We start from the raw sequence: 17,413 nt of genomic DNA on the forward strand, positions 1-17,413 counted from the left end.
CGGGCGCCAGCGGCCATTCGACATCAACTAGCACGATCAGGCGCTGGCCTCGTACACCACGCCAGCGGACGCGACCGTCACGGTTCCCTATTGCGCCTGCGGCGCAGTGCGCGCCGTCCTGTGTCGGGCGCTGCCCCTTTTGTCGCGCCTCCGGCGCAGTGGTTGCGGCCCCCTTGTGGCGCCTTCGGCGCGGGGGTTGGGGGTTTTGTTGCGCCTTTGGCGCGTTTGGTTGGGGTTCGTAAGCTAGCCACGCGCGACTTCGTCGCGGCGCTGTGCCTGGGGGGTTCCCACCCCAGACCCCCCATGGCCGCTGCGCGGCCACTTTTTGCCGCGCTGCGCGCCCCTGGCGTCCTTGGCGCGGTTCCCTATTGCGCCTGCGGCGCAGTGCGCGCCGTCCTGTGTCGGCGCTGCCCCTTTTGTCGCGCCTCCGGCGCAGTGGTTGCGGCCCCCTTGTGGCGCCTTCGGCGCGGGGGCTGGGGGTTTTGTTGCGCCTTTGGCGCATTTGGTTGGGGTTCGAAAGCTAGCCACGCGCGACTTCGTCGCGGCGCTGTGCCTGGGGGGTTCCCACCCCAGACCCCCCATGGTCGCTGCGCGGCCACTTTTTGCCGCGCTGCGCGCCCCTGGCGTCCTGCCGCGCTCCGCGGCGCTGGCGTTCTGCCGTGGAACCGCCGCCTGGCGCGCCTGCGGCGTGGGCGGGGGCGGGGTGGTTTGGTTAGGGTTACCTTTCGTGCGGTGGATCACCCGGGCGGTGGTTTGCTCGGTCTCCGCGAATTACGTAACGTTGGTGTTGTGAAAAACGCCGACGCGACGACGCGGGCTGCTGAGGTGCAGTCCGCTGACGGCGCCGAGGTGTGTCCGCCTGCCGGTGCGCTCGACGTGCGGACCCGGGATCGGGTCAGCGAGCTGTTGCTGCAGGAAGGTTCCGCCACGGCGACCGAGCTGGGGCTCGCCCTCGGGCTGAGCCCGGCCGGCGTGCGCCGTCATCTGGACGCCATGCTGGCCGAGGGGCTCGTCGAGAGCCGGGAGCGGCCCGAGCGCGGCCGGCGCGGGCGGGGGCGGCCGGCACGCGTGTTCACCCTGACGGCGGCCGCGCGGGAAGCGCTGCCGCACACCTACGACGGGCTCGCCGCCGCCGCGCTGCGGTGGATCGCCGAGCACGACGGGCCGGGCGCGGTCAGCGCGTTCGCCGCGGCGCAGGTGGCCGGGCTCGAGGAGCGTTGCAAGGCGGCGATGGCCGAGGCCGGCGCCGACCCCCTGGCGCGGGCCGACGCGCTCGCCCGGGCGCTGACCGCGGAGGGCTACGCCGCCGGCGCGACGACCATCGCCACCGGCGGTCAGCTGTGCCAGCATCACTGCCCGGTGGCCCATGTCGCCGCCGAGTTCTCCCAGTTGTGCGAGGCCGAGACCGAGGTGATCTCGCGGCTCGTCGGCACGCACGTCCAGCGGCTCGCCACCATCGCCAACGGCGACGGCATCTGCACCACCCATATTCCGGCCCCGGTACAGCCCGGAGCCCGTCCCGATAGGCAAAGGATCGTGAGATGACGACTGCCGATCAGCTTGCCGGTCTCGGCCGGTACGAGTACGGCTGGGCCGACTCCGACACGGCGGGGGCCTCGGCGCGCCGGGGCCTCGACGAGGACGTCGTGCGCGACATCTCGGCGAAGAAGCACGAGCCCCAGTGGATGCTCGACCTCCGGCTCAAGGGCCTGCGGCTGTTCGACCGCAAGCCGATGCCCGCCTGGGGCGCGGACCTGTCGCACATCGACTTCGACAACATCAAGTATTTCGTCCGCTCCACCGAGAAGCAGGCCGCCAGCTGGGACGACCTGCCCGCGGACATCAGGAACACCTACGACAAGCTGGGCATCCCCGAGGCCGAGAAGCAGCGGCTGATCGCGGGCGTCGCCGCGCAGTACGAGTCCGAGGTGGTGTACCACAAGATCCGCGAGGACCTCGAGGAGCAGGGCGTCGTCTTCCTCGACACCGACACCGCGCTGAAGGAGCACGAGGAGCTCTTCAAGGAGTACTTCGGCACCGTCATCCCGGTCGGGGACAACAAGTTCTCCGCCCTGAACACCTCCGTGTGGTCCGGCGGCAGCTTCATCTACGTGCCGAAGGGCGTGCACGTGGAGATCCCGCTCCAGGCGTACTTCCGGATCAACACCGAGAACATGGGCCAGTTCGAGCGGACCCTGATCATCGTCGACGAGGGTGCCTACGTGCACTACGTCGAGGGCTGCACGGCGCCGATCTACTCGTCGGACTCGCTGCACTCCGCGGTCGTCGAGATCATCGTGAAGAAGAACGCCCGCTGCCGGTACACCACCATCCAGAACTGGTCGACCAACGTCTACAACCTGGTCACCAAGCGGGCCGTCTGCCACGAGGGCGCGACCATGGAGTGGATCGACGGCAACCTCGGCTCCAAGGTGACGATGAAGTACCCGTCGGTCTACATGCTCGGCGAGTACGCCAAGGGCGAGGTCCTGAGCGTCGCGATGGCCGGCGAGGGCCAGCACCAGGACGCGGGCGCCAAGATGGTGCACAGCGCGCCGCACACGTCCTCGACCATCGTGTCGAAGTCGATCGCGCGGGGCGGCGGGCGCACGTCGTACCGCGGTCTCGTGCAGGTGATGGAGGGCTCGCACCACTCGAAGTCCACGGTCAAGTGCGACGCGCTGCTGGTGGACACCATCTCCCGCTCGGACACCTACCCGTATGTCGACATCCGCGAGGACGACGTGTCGATGGGGCACGAGGCGACGGTGTCGAAGATCAGCGACGACCAGCTGTTCTACCTGATGTCGCGCGGTCTCACCGAGGACGAGGCGATGGCGATGATCGTGCGCGGCTTCATCGAGCCGATCGCCAAGGAACTGCCCATGGAGTACGCGTTGGAGCTCAACCGGCTCATCGAGCTGCAGATGGAGGGCGCGGTCGGATGAGCGCACCCGCTCTGGTTCCGCCCAAGACCCGCGCCCAGCAGGTGCGCTCGTTCGACGTCGCCGACTTCCCGGTGCTCACCGGCCGCGAGGAGGAGTGGCGCTTCACGCCGCTCAAGCGGCTGCGCGGGCTGGGGTCGGCGACCGCCGGGCCCGGTGCCACCGCGCCGAAGGCGCTGGCCGGGGAGCTGCCCGCCGGGGTCGAGGTCACGACGGTGGAGCGCACCGACCCGCGGGTCGGCTCGGCGCTGATCCCGTTCGACCGGATCAGCGCCCTGGCCGCCGGCGCGGCCGCGGAGGCGCTGGTCGTGTCGGTCGCGCGCGGCGCGGTCCTCGACGCGCCGGCCCAGATCCGGCTGACCGGGTCGACGACCGAGCTCGCCTACGGCCACACCGTGGTCGACGTCGGGCAGTTCGCCGAGGCCACGGTCGTGATCGAGCAGGTCGGCACGGTCACCCTCGCCGACAACGTCGAGGTGCTCGTCGGCGACGGGGCCCAGCTGACGCTGGTCACCGTGACCGACTGGGACGCCGACGCGGTGCAGGCGCAGCACGTGCGGTTCCGGCTGGGCCGCGACGCGAAGGTCCGGCACGTGCAGGTCACCCTCGGCGGCAACCTCGTGCGGCAGTACACCAGCGTCGACTACGCCGGCCGGGGCGGGGAGATCGACGCCTACGGGCTCTACTTCGCCGACGCCGGCCAGCACCTGGAGCACCGGCTGCTGGTCGACCACTCGGTCCCCGACTGCCGCAGCTACGTCGCCTACCGCGGCGCGCTGCAGGGCGACGACGCGCACACGGTGTGGGTCGGCGACGTGCTGATCCGGGCCGAGGCGACCGGCACCGACACGTACGAGATCAACCGCAACCTGGTGCTCACCGACGGGGCGCGCGCCGACTCGGTGCCCAACCTGGAGATCGAGACCGGCGAGGTGGCCGGCGCCGGGCACGCGAGCGCCACCGGCCGCTTCGACGACGAGCAGCTGTTCTACCTGATGTCCCGCGGCATTCCGGACGAGCAGGCCCGCAAGCTTGTGGTCCGCGGCTTCTTCGGCGAGCTGCTGGCGAAGATCCCGGTCGAGGAGCTGCGCGACCGCCTCGGCGCCGCGATCGAGACCCGGCTGGAGGAGGCCGGCGCATGATCAAGGTGTGTGCGGCCACCGAGGTGGCCAAGGGCGAGGCTGTGCAGGTCACGGTCGAGGGGACCGAGATCGCGCTGGTGCACGCCGACGACGACAACTTCTACGCCGTCTACGACGAGTGCTCGCACGCCGCGGTCGCGCTGTCGGAGGGTGAGATCGAGGGCTGCACCCTGGAGTGCTGGCTGCACGGCTCCCGCTTCGACCTGCGCACCGGCGAGCCGACCGGGCTGCCGGCCACCGAGCCGGTCCCGGTGTACCCAGTCGAGGTCCGCGACGGCGACGTGTACATCGACCCGAACCCGAGCAACGGAGTTACCAAGTGAGCGAGCTCTCGATCAGCAACCTGCAGGTCTCGGTCAAGCTGCCCGACGGTGAGCTCAAGCCGATCCTGCACGGCGTCGACCTGACCGTCCGGGCGGGGGAGACCCACGCCATCATGGGGCCGAACGGCTCCGGCAAGTCCACGCTGGCGTACTCGGTCGCCGGCCACCCGCGCTACCAGGTCACCGGCGGCACGGTGACCCTCGACGGGCAGGACGTGCTCGCGATGACGGTCGACGAGCGGGCCCGGGCCGGGCTGTTCCTGGCCATGCAGTACCCGGTGGAGGTCCCTGGCGTCTCGGTGGCCAACTTCCTGCGCACCGCCAAGACGGCCGTGGACGGGCAGGCGCCGAAGCTGCGCACCTGGGCCGGCGAGCTGCGCGGCGCGATGGAGAAGCTGCAGATGGACCCGGCGTTCGCCCAGCGCAACGTCAACGAGGGCTTCTCCGGCGGCGAGAAGAAGCGGCACGAGATCATGCAGCTGGAGCTGCTCAGGCCGAAGATCGCCGTGCTCGACGAGACCGACTCGGGCCTGGACATCGACGCGCTGCGGATCGTCAGCGAGGGCGTCAACCGGGTCCGCGCGGCGGGCGACACCGGCCTGCTGCTCATCACGCACTACACGCGCATCCTGCGGTACATCACGCCGGACTACGTCCACGTGTTCGTCGGCGGGCGGATCGTGGAAGAGGGCGGCCCGGAGCTGGCCGAGGATCTGGAGAACACCGGCTACGAGCGCTACCTCGCCGGTGCCGGCCCGGCATCCATCGCATAGAAGGACACGTTTCATGAGCGCACTCGATGCCAGTGCTTCCCGGAGCCGGCCGGCGCCTTCGGCGCTTGACCTGGAGACGATCCGCAAGGACTTCCCGATCCTGGACCGCCTGATCAACGGCAACCCGCTGGTCTACCTGGACTCCGGGAACACCTCGCAGAAACCGCGCCAGGTGATCGACGCGGTGCGTGAGCACTACGAGCGGCACAACGCGAACGTGGCCCGGTCGGTGCACACCCTGGGCACGGAGTCCACGGAGGCCTACGAGGGGGCCCGCGAGCGGATCGCGGGCTTCGTCGGCGCCCCGACGGCGGCCGAGATCGTCTTCACGAAGAACTCGACCGAGGCGATCAACCTGGTCGCCCACGCGTTCACCAGCGTCTCCGACGACCCGCGCTTCCGGCTCGGCCCCGGCGACGAGATCGTCGTGACCGAGATGGAGCACCACTCCAACATCGTGCCGTGGCAGCTGCTCGCCCAGCGCACCGGCGCGACGCTGCGCTGGTTCGGCATCACCGACGAGGGCCGGCTCGACCTGTCGAACATCGACGAGCTGATCACGCCGCGCACCAAGCTGGTGGCGTTCGTGCACTACTCCAACATCCTGGGCACGATCAACCCGGTCGACGTCATCGTCGCCAAGGCCCGCGAGGTCGGCGCGCTGGTGCTGCTCGACGGCTCGCAGTCGGTGCCGCACCTGCCGATCGACGTCGTCGCGCTCGGCGTGGACTTCGTCGCCTTCACCGGCCACAAGATGGTCGGCCCGACCGGCATCGGCGCGCTGTGGGGCCGCCTGGAGCTGCTCGACGCGATGCCCCCGTTCCTCGGCGGCGGCTCGATGATCGAGACGGTGTCGATGACCGGCACGACGTTCATGCCGCCGCCGGCCCGCTTCGAGGCCGGCACCCCGCCGATCGCCGAGGCGGTCGGGCTCGGCGCGGCCGTGGACTACCTGACCGCGGTGGGCATGGAGAACATCGTCGCGCACGAGAAGGCGCTCACCGCCTACGCGCTGGACGCGCTCGGCTCCGTGCCCGGCGTGCGGATCATCGGCCCGGCCACGACCGCCGACCGCGGCGCGACCATCTCCTTCGCCGTCGACGGCGTGCACCCGCACGACGTCGGGCAGATCCTCGACGACGACGGCGTGCAGGTGCGCGTCGGCCACCACTGCGCCCGCCCGACCTGCGTGCGCTTCGGCGTGCCGGCCACCACCCGGGCGTCGTTCTACCTCTACACCACCACCGACGAGATCGACGCGCTGATCCGCGGCGTCGAGCGGGTCCGGAAGGTGTTCGGCTGATGCAGATCGACCAGCTGTACCAGGAAATCATTCTGGACCACTACAAGCACCCGCACGGCCGGGGACTGCGCGAGCCCTTCGACGCCGAGGCGCACCACGTCAACCCCACCTGCGGCGACGAGGTGACCCTGCGCGTGCAGCTCAAGGCCGGCAGCGTCGCCGACATCTCCTACGAGGGCATGGGCTGCTCGATCAGCCAGGCCTCGGCGAGCGTCCTCTACGATCTGGTCAAGGGCGCCACGGTCACCGACTCGCTGCGCCGGCACGAGGCGTTCGCCGAGCTCATGGGCGGCCGCGGGCAGGTCGAGCCGGACGAGGCGGTGCTGGAGGACGCGGTGGCGTTCGCCGGCGTGGCGAAGTACCCGGCCCGCGTGAAATGCGCGCTGCTGCCCTGGATGGCCTACAAGGACGCGCTGGCTCGCGCTTCTTCTTCCCCCGAGGAGTCTTCATGACCGCGGCCCTGGCTGACATCGAAGAGGCGATGAAGGACGTCGTCGACCCCGAACTCGGGATCAACGTCGTCGACCTGGGCCTCGTCTACGGCATGCACGTCGACGAGGAGAATGTCGCCACGCTGGACATGACCCTGACGTCGGCGGCCTGCCCGTTGACCGACGTCATCGAGGACCAGGCCCGCCAGGCGCTGTGCACCGGCCCGGGCGGCGGCCTGGTGTCCGACGTCCGGATCAACTGGGTCTGGCTGCCGCCGTGGGGCCCGGACAAGATCACCGACGAGGGCCGCGACCAGCTGCGCTCCCTCGGCTTCAACGTTTAGCGCCTGTTTCCATAGCTGCCTCGGGGCTGCGGCGGGCCCAGATTCCTCGCCCAGGCCGACCCGGCGCGCTGCGCCAGGCCGGGTCGCCCGAGGCGCCGGCGGCGTCCCGGTTACTGAAACAGGCGCTAAATCGCTGGCGGACTCGCGCTCGTGCCGGGCATCATGCCCGGCATGAGTCGTCTCCACGCAGCCGCCACGCGACAGACCGGCGTCCGGGCGGAGGCGAGCCGCAAGCAGCAGGCGTGAGCGCGGCGGTGCTCGGCGGCCTGCTCGCCGGGTATGGCGTCGCCGTGCCGGTCGGGGCGATCGGGGCGCTCATCGTCAGCCTCGCCGCGCGCGGCTCGTGGAAGGTCGGGGCCGCGGCGGCGCTCGGGGTGGCCACCGCGGACGGGCTCTACGCCGTCGTGGCGGTGCTCGGCGGGGCCGCGCTCGCGGGCCTGATCGCGCCGATCTCCGGGCCGCTGCGGTGGATCGCCGCCGTGGTGCTGCTCGGGCTGGCGGTGAAGACGGCGCGCGACGCGCTGCGGCACCGGGGCGAGCCGGCCACCGCGCGGCGCTCGGACGGGCGGATGGGCCGGCCCCTGAGCGCCTATTTCGCGCTGCTGGGCCTCACCCTGCTCAATCCCGCCACCATCGTGTACTTCGGGGCGCTGGTCCTCGGCCGGCGCGCCGACGACGGGCTCTCCGCCGGCGCCGAGGCGGTGTGGGTCGCCGCCGCGTTCGCCGCCTCCGCGAGCTGGCAGCTGCTGCTGGCCGGCGGCGGCACCCTGCTCGGCCGGCTGCTCACCGGCCCGCGCGGGCGCCTGTGGACCGCCCTGACCTCCAGCGCGGTCATCGCGGCGCTGGCGATCCTGCTGCTGGTCCGACGTTCTTGAGCGCCTCGCGGGCGGAGAGGCCGGACAGGGCGGGGTGGGTGGCCACGAAGGCGCGGACGGCGTCCGGGTCCGTCTTGGCGTACTCGCGCAGCGCCCAGCCGATGCCCTTGCGGATGAAGAAGTCGCGCTCGCCGGCCCAGCGGGCGCAGTAGTCGAACAGGCGGTCCCGGTCGGTCTTTTCGCGGTACCGCAGCTGATGCAGGATCGCCGTGCGCACCAGCCACAGGTCGGTGCCCGGCGCGGTCCACTCGTCCATCGTGGACAGCAGCGCCGGGTGGGCGGCGACCATGGGGCCGGCGACGTGGGCGGCGAGGGCGTCGACGGTGTCCCACCACGACTTGGTGGTGACCAGCTCGCGAAGCACGGGCAGCGCGGCGGGGGAGAGCAGGCCGGCGTGGCGGCGCAGGTGGTCGCAGGCGAAGTACTGGTACTCCCGCTCCGGCAGCGCCCAGCACGCGAGCACGATGTCGGCGAGGCCGGCCTCGTCGGGCTTCGGCGCGCCGCGCAGCACCTCGCGGTCCAGCGCCCGCCGGGCCGGGCTGGAGATGCCCAGGAACGGGAACTTGTCCTTCATGTAGGCGCGCATCGGCGCGGCGCGCGAAGGATCCGCGGCCGCGCCGTACACGTTCTGCAGGCGCTCCAGTACAGCGTCGCTCATAGGTTCGTGGCGTGGAACGTGTCGCACTGGCGCGGGTCGCCGGTGTTGAAGCCCTGCAGGAACCACTTCTTGCGCTGCGCGGACGTGCCGTGGGTGAACGCGTCCGGGTTGACCTTGCCGCCCGCCTTCTTCTGGATCGTGTCGTCGCCGATGGACTCCGCCGCCTGCACCGCCTCGGCGACGTCCTGGTCGGTGATGGACTTGAACAGCGCGTCGCCCTGCGGGTCCTTCGTCTCCGTGGCGTGGTTGGCCCAGGTGCCGGCGAAGCAGTCGGCCTGCAGCTCCAGGCGCACCGACGCGGAGCTCGCCCCCTGCTGCGCGCCCTGCTGGGCCTGGGCGTTGATGCCGAGCAGGTTCTGCACGTGGTGGCCGTACTCGTGGGCGAGCACATACGGCGCGGCGAACTCACCCGAGGCGCCGAAGCGGCTGGACAGCTCGTTGTAGAAGGTCAGGTCGATGTAGACCTCGCTGTCGGCCGGGCAGTAGAAGGGCCCGACGCCCGAGTCGGCGGCGCCGCACCCGGTGTTGACGGAGCGGCTGAAGAAGTTGGTCTTGGCGGTCTTGTACTGCTTGCCGAACGCCGCCGGCAGCTCGGTCTTCCAGTAGGCCTGGACGGAGTTGATGTACAGCACGTTGCGGCAGTCGGCGTTCTGGAACCGGTTCGGGTTCGACTTGTCGCACTGCTGGTTGATCTTCGAGTTGTCCGGCGTCTGGCTGCCGCCCCCGCCGAGCATGTTGCGGCCGAAGTACCCTCCGCCGCACAGCACGACCGCGAGGATGACGATCGTGATCAGGCAGCCGACCCGGCCGCCGCCGATCGGGATCGGGATCGGCAGCCCGCCGAGGCCGCCGAAGCCGCCACCGCCGCCGCCACCGCCCGACCCGCGCAGGTCGTCGACCTGGCTGGTATCGAGATCGGCATCGTCGTTGAACTCCATCGCACACCTCGGGGGTTGGGGATCGACCGGCGTCTGCTTGAGCGGCAAGGTACCCGATGATCATGTGACGTAATCGTGTGGCGGGTCTACGGGGGACGCACGGTAGAATATCGCCGTGATCACGCAGAGGGAGTGACCCGCGGTCCCGCACCCGGAGTCTGTATTTTTCCGACCTCTGCCCGAGAGTGAGTCTGCGCTGTGATCACGACCACCGGACTTGAGCTGCGCGCCGGTGCGCGCATTCTGCTCAGCGACATCAACCTGCGCGTGCAGCCCGGAGACCGCATCGGTCTCGTCGGGCGCAACGGCGCCGGTAAGACCACCACCCTCAAGGTCCTGGCCGGCGAGGGCACCCCGCACGCCGGCCAGGTGGAGCGCCGCGGCCCGGTCGGCTACCTGCCGCAGGACCCGCGCACCGGCGACCTCGGCGTCACCGCCCGCGACCGGGTGCTCTCCGCCCGCGGCCTGGACACCATCTACGCCGAGATGAAGGCCCTGGAGGCGCAGCTCGGCGACGACGAGCGGCTCATCCGCCGCTACGGGCAGCTCGAGGACCAGTTCGCCGGCCTGGGCGGCTACGCGGCCGAGGCCGAGGCCGCCCGCATCTGCGCCAACCTGGGCCTGCCCGACCGCGTGCTCGGCCAGACGATCGGCACCATGTCCGGCGGCCAGCGGCGCCGCATCGAGCTGGCCCGCATCCTGTTCCGCGACGCGAGCGCCACCGGCGGCGGCATCCTGCTGCTCGACGAGCCGACCAACCACCTCGACGCCGACAGTATCAGCTGGCTGCGCGGGTTCCTGTCCAGCCACAAGGGCGGCCTGGTCGTGATCTCGCACGACGTCGACCTGCTCGACGCGATCGTCAACAAGGTGTGGTATCTCGACGCCAACCGGGCGACCATCGACTCCTACAACGTCGGCTGGAAGCTCTACCAGCAGCAGCGCGAGACCGACGAGAAGCGCCGCCGCCGGGAGCGGGCCAACGCCGAGAAGAAGGCCGGCGCGCTGCTGGCCCAGGCCGACAAGATGCGGGCCAAGGCCACCAAGACGGTCGCGGCGCAGAACATGGCCCGCCGGGCCGAGCGCATGCTCGACGGCCTGGAGGACGTGCGCACCGCCGACAAGGTCGCCAAGGTGCGCTTCCCCGAGCCCAAGCCGTGCGGCAAGACCCCGCTGACCGCTCGCGGCCTGTCGAAGTCCTACGGCTCGCTGGAAATCTTCATGGACGTCAACGTCGCCGTGGACCGCGGCTCACGGGTGGCCATCCTGGGCCTCAACGGCGCCGGCAAGACCACCCTGCTGCGGATGCTCGCCGGCGAGCTGGACCCCGACACCGGCGAGGTCACCCCGGGCCATGGTCTGCAGCGGGGGTACTACGCACAGGAGCACGAGCAGCTCGACGTCGACCGCACCATCCTGGAGATCATGCGCTCCGCCGCCCCGGAGCAGAACGACACCGAGCTCCGCAAGATCCTCGGCGCGTTCCTCTTCACCGGCGACGACGTCGACAAGCCCGCCGGCGTGCTCTCCGGCGGCGAGAAGACCCGCCTGGCCCTCGCCACGCTGGTCTGTTCGGGCGCCAACGTCCTGCTGCTCGACGAGCCGACCAACAACCTCGACCCGGTGAGCCGCGAGCAGGTGCTGGACGCGATCGCCCGCTACCCGGGCGCGATCGTCCTGGTCACCCACGACTCGGGCGCCGTGCAGGCCCTGAAGCCCGACCGCGCCATCCTGCTGCCCGACGGCGTCGAGGACGCCTGGAGCGACGACCTGCTGGAGCTGGTCGAACTCGCCTGACCCCCTGCGGGCCGTGTTCCACGACCCGGCGGCGCGCACGGGTGCTGCGGGCCGGTCCGGCGGGCGGGTCATCCGGCGGCGGCCGGCCAGGCCGGCGGGCAGCTGCCGGGGCCGGGTCCACTCCGGCGGGCGGCCGAGCGGGGCCGGTCGAGCGGGCGGGTCTGGTCCGGCGGGCGGTCGGGGCCGGTCGAGCGGGCGGGCTGTCGAGCGGGCGGGCTGGCGAGCGGGCGGGCTGGCGAGCGGGCGGGCTGGCGAGCGGGCGGGCTGGCGAGCGGGCGGGCTGGTGTGGCGGGTGGCCGGGCGGGTCCGGTGGTCCGGCGGGCGGTCAGGCGGGGTCGGTCCGGTGGGCGGGTCGGGGTGGTGGGCGGGTCGGGGTGGTGGTCGCTGCGGAGAGCTGGACGATCTTCTGCTGGCGGCGCTGGTTGATCAAGTCGACCTCGTGCGACCGGGTGCGGTGGATTCCGGGCGGATCGTTGGCGGCGCGCGGTGTCCTACCGGTGCCCGGGCAGCTGCCCCGACCGGATGTCTCCGTGATCATGCGTGTTGCCGTGGCCGCACCGGGGTTTTTCATGATCGTGGAGACTTTTGGTACACAGGTGTACATATTTCTTCCGTGATCATGAGAAACCGGTGTGTCGTCGGTGCGTCCGGCATGATCGTGGAGACTTCTGGTCGCCTCGGGTGCCGGGTGATGGCGGCGCGGACAAGTGTGGCTAGGTGCATATAAGTCCAGGTAAAGCCGGATAAGTCCAGACGCTCCGCGTCCGGACTTATCCGATTTATCTCCTGACAGGCGATAAATCGTGATCAGGGCGGTTGCGCGCACTCGCGCCGCACTCGTGCCGCACTCGCGCCGCACTCGTGCTGCGTTCGACGGGTCCGGTCGGCGTGGCCGGTGGGGGTCGCCTGGCATGCGGGGCGCCGTCGCGGGGCGGGCTCCATGCCCGGCGCTACGCTTGCAAGATCGACTTCGGTGGGTCTTGGCACCGCGGGCCTGGCAGGGCCTGGCCGCCCGTTCAGGGCAGGCCGGGCCCGGTGTCTGGCGGGAGCGACGGTCTGTATGTGACGCGGCCCGAGTCATCGGTTTTATTACCAGGGGGTGATCAGGACGCCCTCGACGATCACGGCGACCACCGCGCCGAGGCCGACCAGGAGCAGGGGGCTCGGGGGTGGATCGCCGGCCGGGCGTTCCGGGGCGACGGCGGCCACCGTCAGCCATGGGAAGAACGGTAGCCAGGCGTGCTCGGCGCCGCCGCGGGCCAGGCCGGCCACGATGGAGAAGACGATGGCCGCGCCGGCGCCGACGAGAAAGGGCCACATCGCGGTGTTGCGGACTTTGCGGGCGCTGGCGAAGATCGGAGGGCCGGCGGCCAGGAGGAGTGCCACCACGCTGATGGCGCTCCACCACAGTACCGAGCGGTAGGGCGCCACCCGGTGCGCGTAGTCGGTCTCCGCGGCCAAGAGGCCCTCCGTCCAGCCGAAGCCGAGCAGTTGCACGCCGAGCACCGGTAGCAGGGCGCCGATGCCGCTGAGCATGTTCAGGGCCGGGCGGCGGCGGGCGAAGTACACGCACACCAGTGACAGGCCCAGCCACGGCGCGGAGTAGGAGAACAGCGACGCCAGGCCGACCAGCAGGCCGGCCAGGATGCCCCAGCCGGTGGAGGCCCAGCCGCGCATCCTCCGGCGGCTGGCGCGCAGGCCGGAGACGATCGCGGCCGCCCCGAGCAGGGCGACCAGGCCGTCCAGGCTGACCGCGGTCCAGATGGCGTAAGGGGCCAGCGCGAGCACCGGCAGATACCGGCGGGCGGCCTCCTCGCCGACCGAGTCGCGCACCGCGGCGAGCACCAGCGGAATCGTCAGCACCGATACGGCGGTGATCAGGAATCCCAGGACAATGTGGTCGGTAACACCGATTTTCTGCAGCGCCCACAAAAAGAGTACGGGGCCCGGGGGATGGCCGCGGGACGCGACCGAGTGGTACGCCGCGTCGGACGTGAAATGTCTGAGGTATGTCAGTGGTTCGTCACCCGCCCGCCTTACGTCGCCCAGGTATTCCTCGGGCGAGCCTAGGGCTTTCGTAAGGCCCGACCATCCATCGACAAGCGCCAAAGCAATTGCCCACGCGAGCCCGGCGGTGTACCCGAATAGCTGAATTTCGTGCCACCGTAGCCGGGTGAGGCGGCCGGACGCGGCGGTCCACAGCGTCGCGGCGGCGACCGCGGGCGCCAGGACGGTGCCCGCGCCGACCCTGATCTTGTACCTGCCGAGGAAGGGGGCGCTGGCGGTACCCAGACGGGCGTCCAGCTGCACCGCGAGGGCCGTCAGCGCGAGGCCGCCGAGCGCCAGCAGGAGCCAACACAGCGCATCGCGGCGCTCACGGTGGGCTGACAGCGGTCGGTCGGCGGGCGGTTCGCTCATCACGGCGCATCACGGTATCGGGTAGGCGACAATGCTCTGCGTGTCGGTTGGCGTCCCGTCGATATCTAGCGCATGATCGTTCGAGGCGGTCTAATAGGTGGGACCGCACCAACCGCTCTGTCTGGGACGTGAGGGATCAGCATGGCAGCCACCGCCACCACCAGCACCGAGAAGGGTCGCCGGATCGTCGGCGCCGAAAGGCAGACGCTGGCGAAGGACCTCGTGAAGCGGTACACGAACGGTGAGAGTATCCGCGCGCTCGCCGCTTCCACCGGCCGTTCCTACGGATTCGTGCACCGGGTGCTGACCGAATCCGGCGTTCAGCTTCGTCAGCGTGGCGGCGCCCGGCGCCGCAAGAAGGCGTGAACGCCAACATCTCCTCGGCAAGCGCCGATCCCGGTTCGGGAGAGGCGCGATTCGACCTCAACGGGCCGGTCGCGACGGTGACGTTGTGCCGGCCCCAGGTCCTCAACGCGCAGACCCCCGAGCTGTGGGGCGCACTGCGCGAGTTCGGCCGGTCCCTCCCGGGTGACGTGCGCGTCGTGATCGTGCGCGGCGAGGGCCGGGCCTTCTCGTCGGGCCTCGACACCACCGCCGCGGCGAAGAGCCTCGGCGGGATCCGCGACGAGCACATCGCCGGGTTTCAGGAGGCGTTCGCCTGGCTGCGCCGGCCGTCGATCGTTTCGATCGCCGCGGTGCAGGGGCACGCGATCGGCGCCGGCTTCCAGCTGGCGCTGGCCTGCGACTTGCGGGTCGTCGCCGAGGACGTCTCGTTCAGCATGGCCGAGATCAAGCTGGGCCTGGTGCCCGACCTCGGCGGCACCAAGCGCCTGGTCGAGCTGGTCGGCTACGCCCGGGCGCTCGAGTTGTGCGTGACCGCGCGGCGCGTGCCGGCCGCGGAGGCCGCCCAGATCGGTCTGGCCAATGTGGTGGTACCGCGGGCAGAGCTCGACGGCGCCGCCGACGACCTGGCGGCGGCCGTGCTGGCCGCACCGCGGGACGCGGTGATCGAGATCAAGGCCCTCATCGCGCAGGCGGCCGGCAACACGTTCGCGGCGCAGGAGGCGGCCGAGCGGGCCGCGCAACTGCGCCGTGTGGCCGATCTCTTCGGCCAGGGCGAATAAGCGGCACCCAAAAGTTGTCGTACCCACCGGGCACACTGAGCCCCGGTGGGTACTTCGCCTTCAAGGGATGTGACGCATGGCTTCGCCGATGAGCAGCATGGCCGGGTGGGAGACCCTGCGCGCGCTGCGCAAGGCCGACGAGCTGGCCGGCAAGCGGCTCAGCCGGGACACCACGCGGCGGATCATGCGCTTCGCCCGGCCGTATCGGCGCGACATCGCCGTCTTCCTGGTCACCGTGGTGCTCGGGGCGGCCATCGGCGTCGCCACGCCGTATCTGGCCGGCGACGTGGTCAACAAGATCAGCGCGGGCGGGCCGGGCGCCGGGGCGGCGGTGGTGCGGGTCGCGCTGCTCATCGGCGGCCTCGCCGTGGCCGACTCGCTGCTGTCACTGGCCCAGCGGTGGTATTCGGCCCGCATCGGCGAGGGCATCATCCTGGCGCTGCGCAAGCTGGTGTATGACCACGTCCAGCGCATGCCGCTGCAGTTCTTCACCCGCACGCAGACCGGCGCGCTGGTCAGCCGGCTCAACAACGACGTGCAGGGCGCGCAGCGGGCGTTCACCTCGACCCTGTCCGGGGTCGTCAGCAACGTCATCCAGCTGATCCTGACCGCCGCCGTGATGCTCACCCTGTCCTGGCCGATCACGCTGCTGTCGCTGGTCATGCTCCCGCTGTTCATCCTGCCCGCGCGGCGCGTCGGGCGGCGGCTGGCCGCGATCACCCGGGAGTCGTATCAGCTCGACGCGAAGATGAACGCGACCATGACCGAGCGGTTCGGAGTGGCCGGCGCGCTGCTGGTGAAGCTGTTCGGCCGCCCCGACGACGAGGCCGCCCGCTTCGCCGAGCGGGCCGGGCGGGTGCGCGACATCGGCATCCAGACCGCGATGTACAGCCGCGTCTTCTTCGTCAGCATGCTCCTCGTCGCCTCGCTCGCGCAGGCCCTGACCTACGGCCTCGGCGGCTGGCTCGCCGTGCGCGGCCAGCTCACCGCCGGCACCGTCGTCGCCCTCGCGCTGCTGCTCACCCGGCTCTACGGCCCGCTGACCGCGCTGTCCAACGTTCGCGTCGACGTGATGAGCGCACTGGTCAGCTTCGAGCGCGTCTTCGAGGTGCTCGACCTGGCCCCGTCCATCGCCGAGCGCCCCGACGCCCGGCCGCTGCCCAGGGGCGCGGCCACCGTCGAGTTCCGCGACGTGCACTTCCGCTACCCCAGCGCCGCCGAGGTCAGCCTCGCCTCCCTCGAGGACGTCGCCGCCCTGGACCGCACGGTCACCGAGGAGGTCCTGCGCGGCGTCACGTTCTCGGTCGCGCCGGGCCAGATGGTCGCCCTGGTCGGCCCGTCCGGCGCCGGCAAGTCCACCACGGCGATGCTCCTGCCCCGCATCTACGACGCCACGTCGGGCAGCGTCCTCGTCGGCGGCGTCGACGTCCGCGACGCGACCCTGCAGTCCCTGCGCGACACGATCGGCGTCGTCACCCAGGACTCGCACCTGTTCCACGAGACGATCGCCGAAAACCTGCGGTATGCCAAGCCCGGCGCCACCGACGACGAGCTGTGGACCGCCCTGCGCCGCGCCCAGGTCGGCGACCTCGTCGCCGCCCTCCCCGACGGCCTCGACACCGTCGTGGGCGAGCGCGGCTACCGCTTCTCGGGCGGCGAGAAGCAACGCATCGCCATCGCCCGCCTCCTGCTCAAGGCCCCGTCGATCGTCATCCTGGACGAGGCCACCGCCCACCTCGACTCGGAGTCCGAGGCCGCCGTCCAGCGCGCCCTGTCCGAGGCCCTGACCGGCCGCACCGCCCTCGTCATCGCCCACCGCCTCTCAACGATCCGCGACGCCGACCAAATCCTGGTCGTCGACGCCGGCCGCATCGTCGAACGCGGCACCCACGACGCCCTGGTCGCCGCCGCCGGCCTGTATGCCGAGCTGTACCGCACCCAATTCGCCGTCGCCGACTCCCCCGTACCCCACGACCAACTCCCCCCACCCATCCCAACCCCATAGCCCCGCGTCGGCCCGCGCCTGCGCCTGCGTCGGCCCGCGCCTGCGCCTGCGTCGGCCTGCGCCTGCGTCGGCCTGCGCCTGCGTCGGCCTGCGCCTGCGTCGGCCCGCGCCTGCGCCCGCGCCGGTCTTGGCTTTCGTGTGTTCGGGCCTGCGGCGGCCGGGCTTCTGCTGGTTTTGGCGTGCGTCGGTCCGCGTCCGTGCTGGTCCGCTTCGGTCGCGTCCGCTGGCGTGGTGTACGAGGGCAGCGCCTGATCGCGGTGGTTCGTGTCGGGCGGCCGCCGCCGGCTGGGCGTCGATGGCCGCCGGTGGGGCACAAGCGGTCATCGGCGCTGGCTCC

General features: G+C 71.3%; 16 protein-coding genes. 13 read left to right on the forward strand and 3 right to left on the reverse strand.

The genetic code is table 11. The features are described from left to right. The first annotated feature begins 789 nt into the window (after nucleotides 1–789). From ACQPXD_RS09520 to ACQPXD_RS09560, 9 genes are all read left to right on the forward strand, one after another. Nucleotides 790–1,545, forward strand: a complete 756-nt coding sequence (locus ACQPXD_RS09520) for a helix-turn-helix transcriptional regulator (RefSeq protein WP_432843751.1) — start codon at nucleotides 790–792, stop codon at nucleotides 1,543–1,545. Further along, entirely contained in the window at nucleotides 1,542–2,948 is a 1,407-nt protein-coding gene (gene sufB, locus ACQPXD_RS09525) for a Fe-S cluster assembly protein SufB (protein ID WP_432836837.1), read from the forward strand. The genes ACQPXD_RS09520 and sufB overlap by 4 nt, the downstream gene beginning before the upstream one ends. Next, on the forward strand, nucleotides 2,945–4,087 hold the full coding sequence (gene sufD / locus ACQPXD_RS09530; protein ID WP_432836839.1) for a Fe-S cluster assembly protein SufD: 1,143 nt from the start codon (nucleotides 2,945–2,947) through the stop codon (nucleotides 4,085–4,087). Before sufB ends, sufD begins: the two co-directional genes overlap by 4 nt. Further along, the gene (locus tag ACQPXD_RS09535) at nucleotides 4,084–4,410 is read left to right on the forward strand and encodes a non-heme iron oxygenase ferredoxin subunit (RefSeq protein ID WP_432836841.1); all 327 of its coding nucleotides are present in this window, start codon (nucleotides 4,084–4,086) and stop codon (nucleotides 4,408–4,410) included. The genes sufD and ACQPXD_RS09535 overlap by 4 nt, the downstream gene beginning before the upstream one ends. Beyond that, nucleotides 4,407–5,183 carry a Fe-S cluster assembly ATPase SufC gene (sufC, locus tag ACQPXD_RS09540; protein WP_432836843.1) on the forward strand — a complete coding sequence of 259 codons (777 nt, stop codon included), beginning with the start codon at nucleotides 4,407–4,409 and terminating at the stop codon, nucleotides 5,181–5,183. The genes ACQPXD_RS09535 and sufC overlap by 4 nt, the downstream gene beginning before the upstream one ends. Nucleotides 5,184–5,196: 13 nt before the next feature. Beyond that, on the forward strand, nucleotides 5,197–6,486 hold the full coding sequence (locus ACQPXD_RS09545) for a cysteine desulfurase (protein WP_432836845.1): 1,290 nt from the start codon (nucleotides 5,197–5,199) through the stop codon (nucleotides 6,484–6,486). Beyond that, nucleotides 6,486–6,938 carry a Fe-S cluster assembly sulfur transfer protein SufU gene (sufU, locus tag ACQPXD_RS09550; protein ID WP_432836847.1) on the forward strand — a complete coding sequence of 151 codons (453 nt, stop codon included), beginning with the start codon at nucleotides 6,486–6,488 and terminating at the stop codon, nucleotides 6,936–6,938. Before ACQPXD_RS09545 ends, sufU begins: the two co-directional genes overlap by 1 nt. After that, a complete protein-coding gene (locus tag ACQPXD_RS09555; protein ID WP_432836849.1) occupies nucleotides 6,863–7,261 on the forward strand; it encodes a metal-sulfur cluster assembly factor in 399 nt (132 codons plus the stop codon). The genes sufU and ACQPXD_RS09555 overlap by 76 nt, the downstream gene beginning before the upstream one ends. Before the next feature lie 242 nt (nucleotides 7,262–7,503). Further along, nucleotides 7,504–8,136: a LysE family transporter gene (locus tag ACQPXD_RS09560; RefSeq protein WP_432836851.1), complete on the forward strand. Its 633-nt coding sequence runs from the start codon at nucleotides 7,504–7,506 to the stop codon at nucleotides 8,134–8,136. Here the strand turns inward: ACQPXD_RS09560 and ACQPXD_RS09565 are convergent. Together ACQPXD_RS09565 and ypfJ are read right to left on the reverse strand one after the other, a co-directional pair. Next, a complete protein-coding gene (locus ACQPXD_RS09565) occupies nucleotides 8,093–8,794 on the reverse strand; it encodes a DNA alkylation repair protein (protein ID WP_432836853.1) in 702 nt (233 codons plus the stop codon). The genes ACQPXD_RS09560 and ACQPXD_RS09565 overlap by 44 nt on opposite strands. Continuing rightward, nucleotides 8,791–9,732, reverse strand: coding sequence for a KPN_02809 family neutral zinc metallopeptidase (ypfJ, locus tag ACQPXD_RS09570; RefSeq protein ID WP_432836855.1), 942 nt, complete (start codon nucleotides 9,730–9,732; stop codon nucleotides 8,791–8,793). The genes ACQPXD_RS09565 and ypfJ overlap by 4 nt, the downstream gene beginning before the upstream one ends. 198 nt (nucleotides 9,733–9,930) lie before the next feature. Here ypfJ and ACQPXD_RS09575 point away from each other — a divergent pair, with 198 nt between their 5' ends. Further along, nucleotides 9,931–11,529 carry an ABC-F family ATP-binding cassette domain-containing protein gene (locus ACQPXD_RS09575; RefSeq protein WP_432836857.1) on the forward strand — a complete coding sequence of 533 codons (1,599 nt, stop codon included), beginning with the start codon at nucleotides 9,931–9,933 and terminating at the stop codon, nucleotides 11,527–11,529. Between the two features lie 1,089 nt (nucleotides 11,530–12,618). Here the strand turns inward: ACQPXD_RS09575 and ACQPXD_RS09580 are convergent. After that, nucleotides 12,619–13,392, reverse strand: a complete 774-nt coding sequence (locus tag ACQPXD_RS09580) for a hypothetical protein (protein ID WP_432836859.1) — start codon at nucleotides 13,390–13,392, stop codon at nucleotides 12,619–12,621. Nucleotides 13,393–14,088: 696 nt separating this feature from the next. Here ACQPXD_RS09580 and ACQPXD_RS09585 point away from each other — a divergent pair. The 3 genes from ACQPXD_RS09585 to ACQPXD_RS09595 all read left to right on the forward strand — a co-directional run bounded on the left by ACQPXD_RS09585 (nucleotide 14,089) and on the right by ACQPXD_RS09595 (nucleotide 17,076). Beyond that, nucleotides 14,089–14,313: a helix-turn-helix domain-containing protein gene (locus ACQPXD_RS09585; RefSeq protein ID WP_033359767.1), complete on the forward strand. Its 225-nt coding sequence runs from the start codon at nucleotides 14,089–14,091 to the stop codon at nucleotides 14,311–14,313. An 8-nt stretch (nucleotides 14,314–14,321) separates the two neighbouring features. Beyond that, nucleotides 14,322–15,071 (forward strand): enoyl-CoA hydratase/isomerase family protein, encoded by a 750-nt coding sequence (locus ACQPXD_RS09590; RefSeq protein ID WP_432843753.1) that lies wholly within the window; start codon nucleotides 14,322–14,324, stop codon nucleotides 15,069–15,071. Nucleotides 15,072–15,147: 76 nt separating this feature from the next. Beyond that, on the forward strand, nucleotides 15,148–17,076 hold the full coding sequence (locus ACQPXD_RS09595) for an ABC transporter ATP-binding protein (RefSeq protein WP_432836862.1): 1,929 nt from the start codon (nucleotides 15,148–15,150) through the stop codon (nucleotides 17,074–17,076). Nucleotides 17,077–17,413: the final 337 nt, after the last annotated feature.

The sequence above is a fragment of the Dactylosporangium sp. CA-092794 genome, assembly GCF_050948465.1.
Taxonomy (GTDB): Bacteria; Actinomycetota; Actinomycetes; order Mycobacteriales; family Micromonosporaceae; genus Dactylosporangium.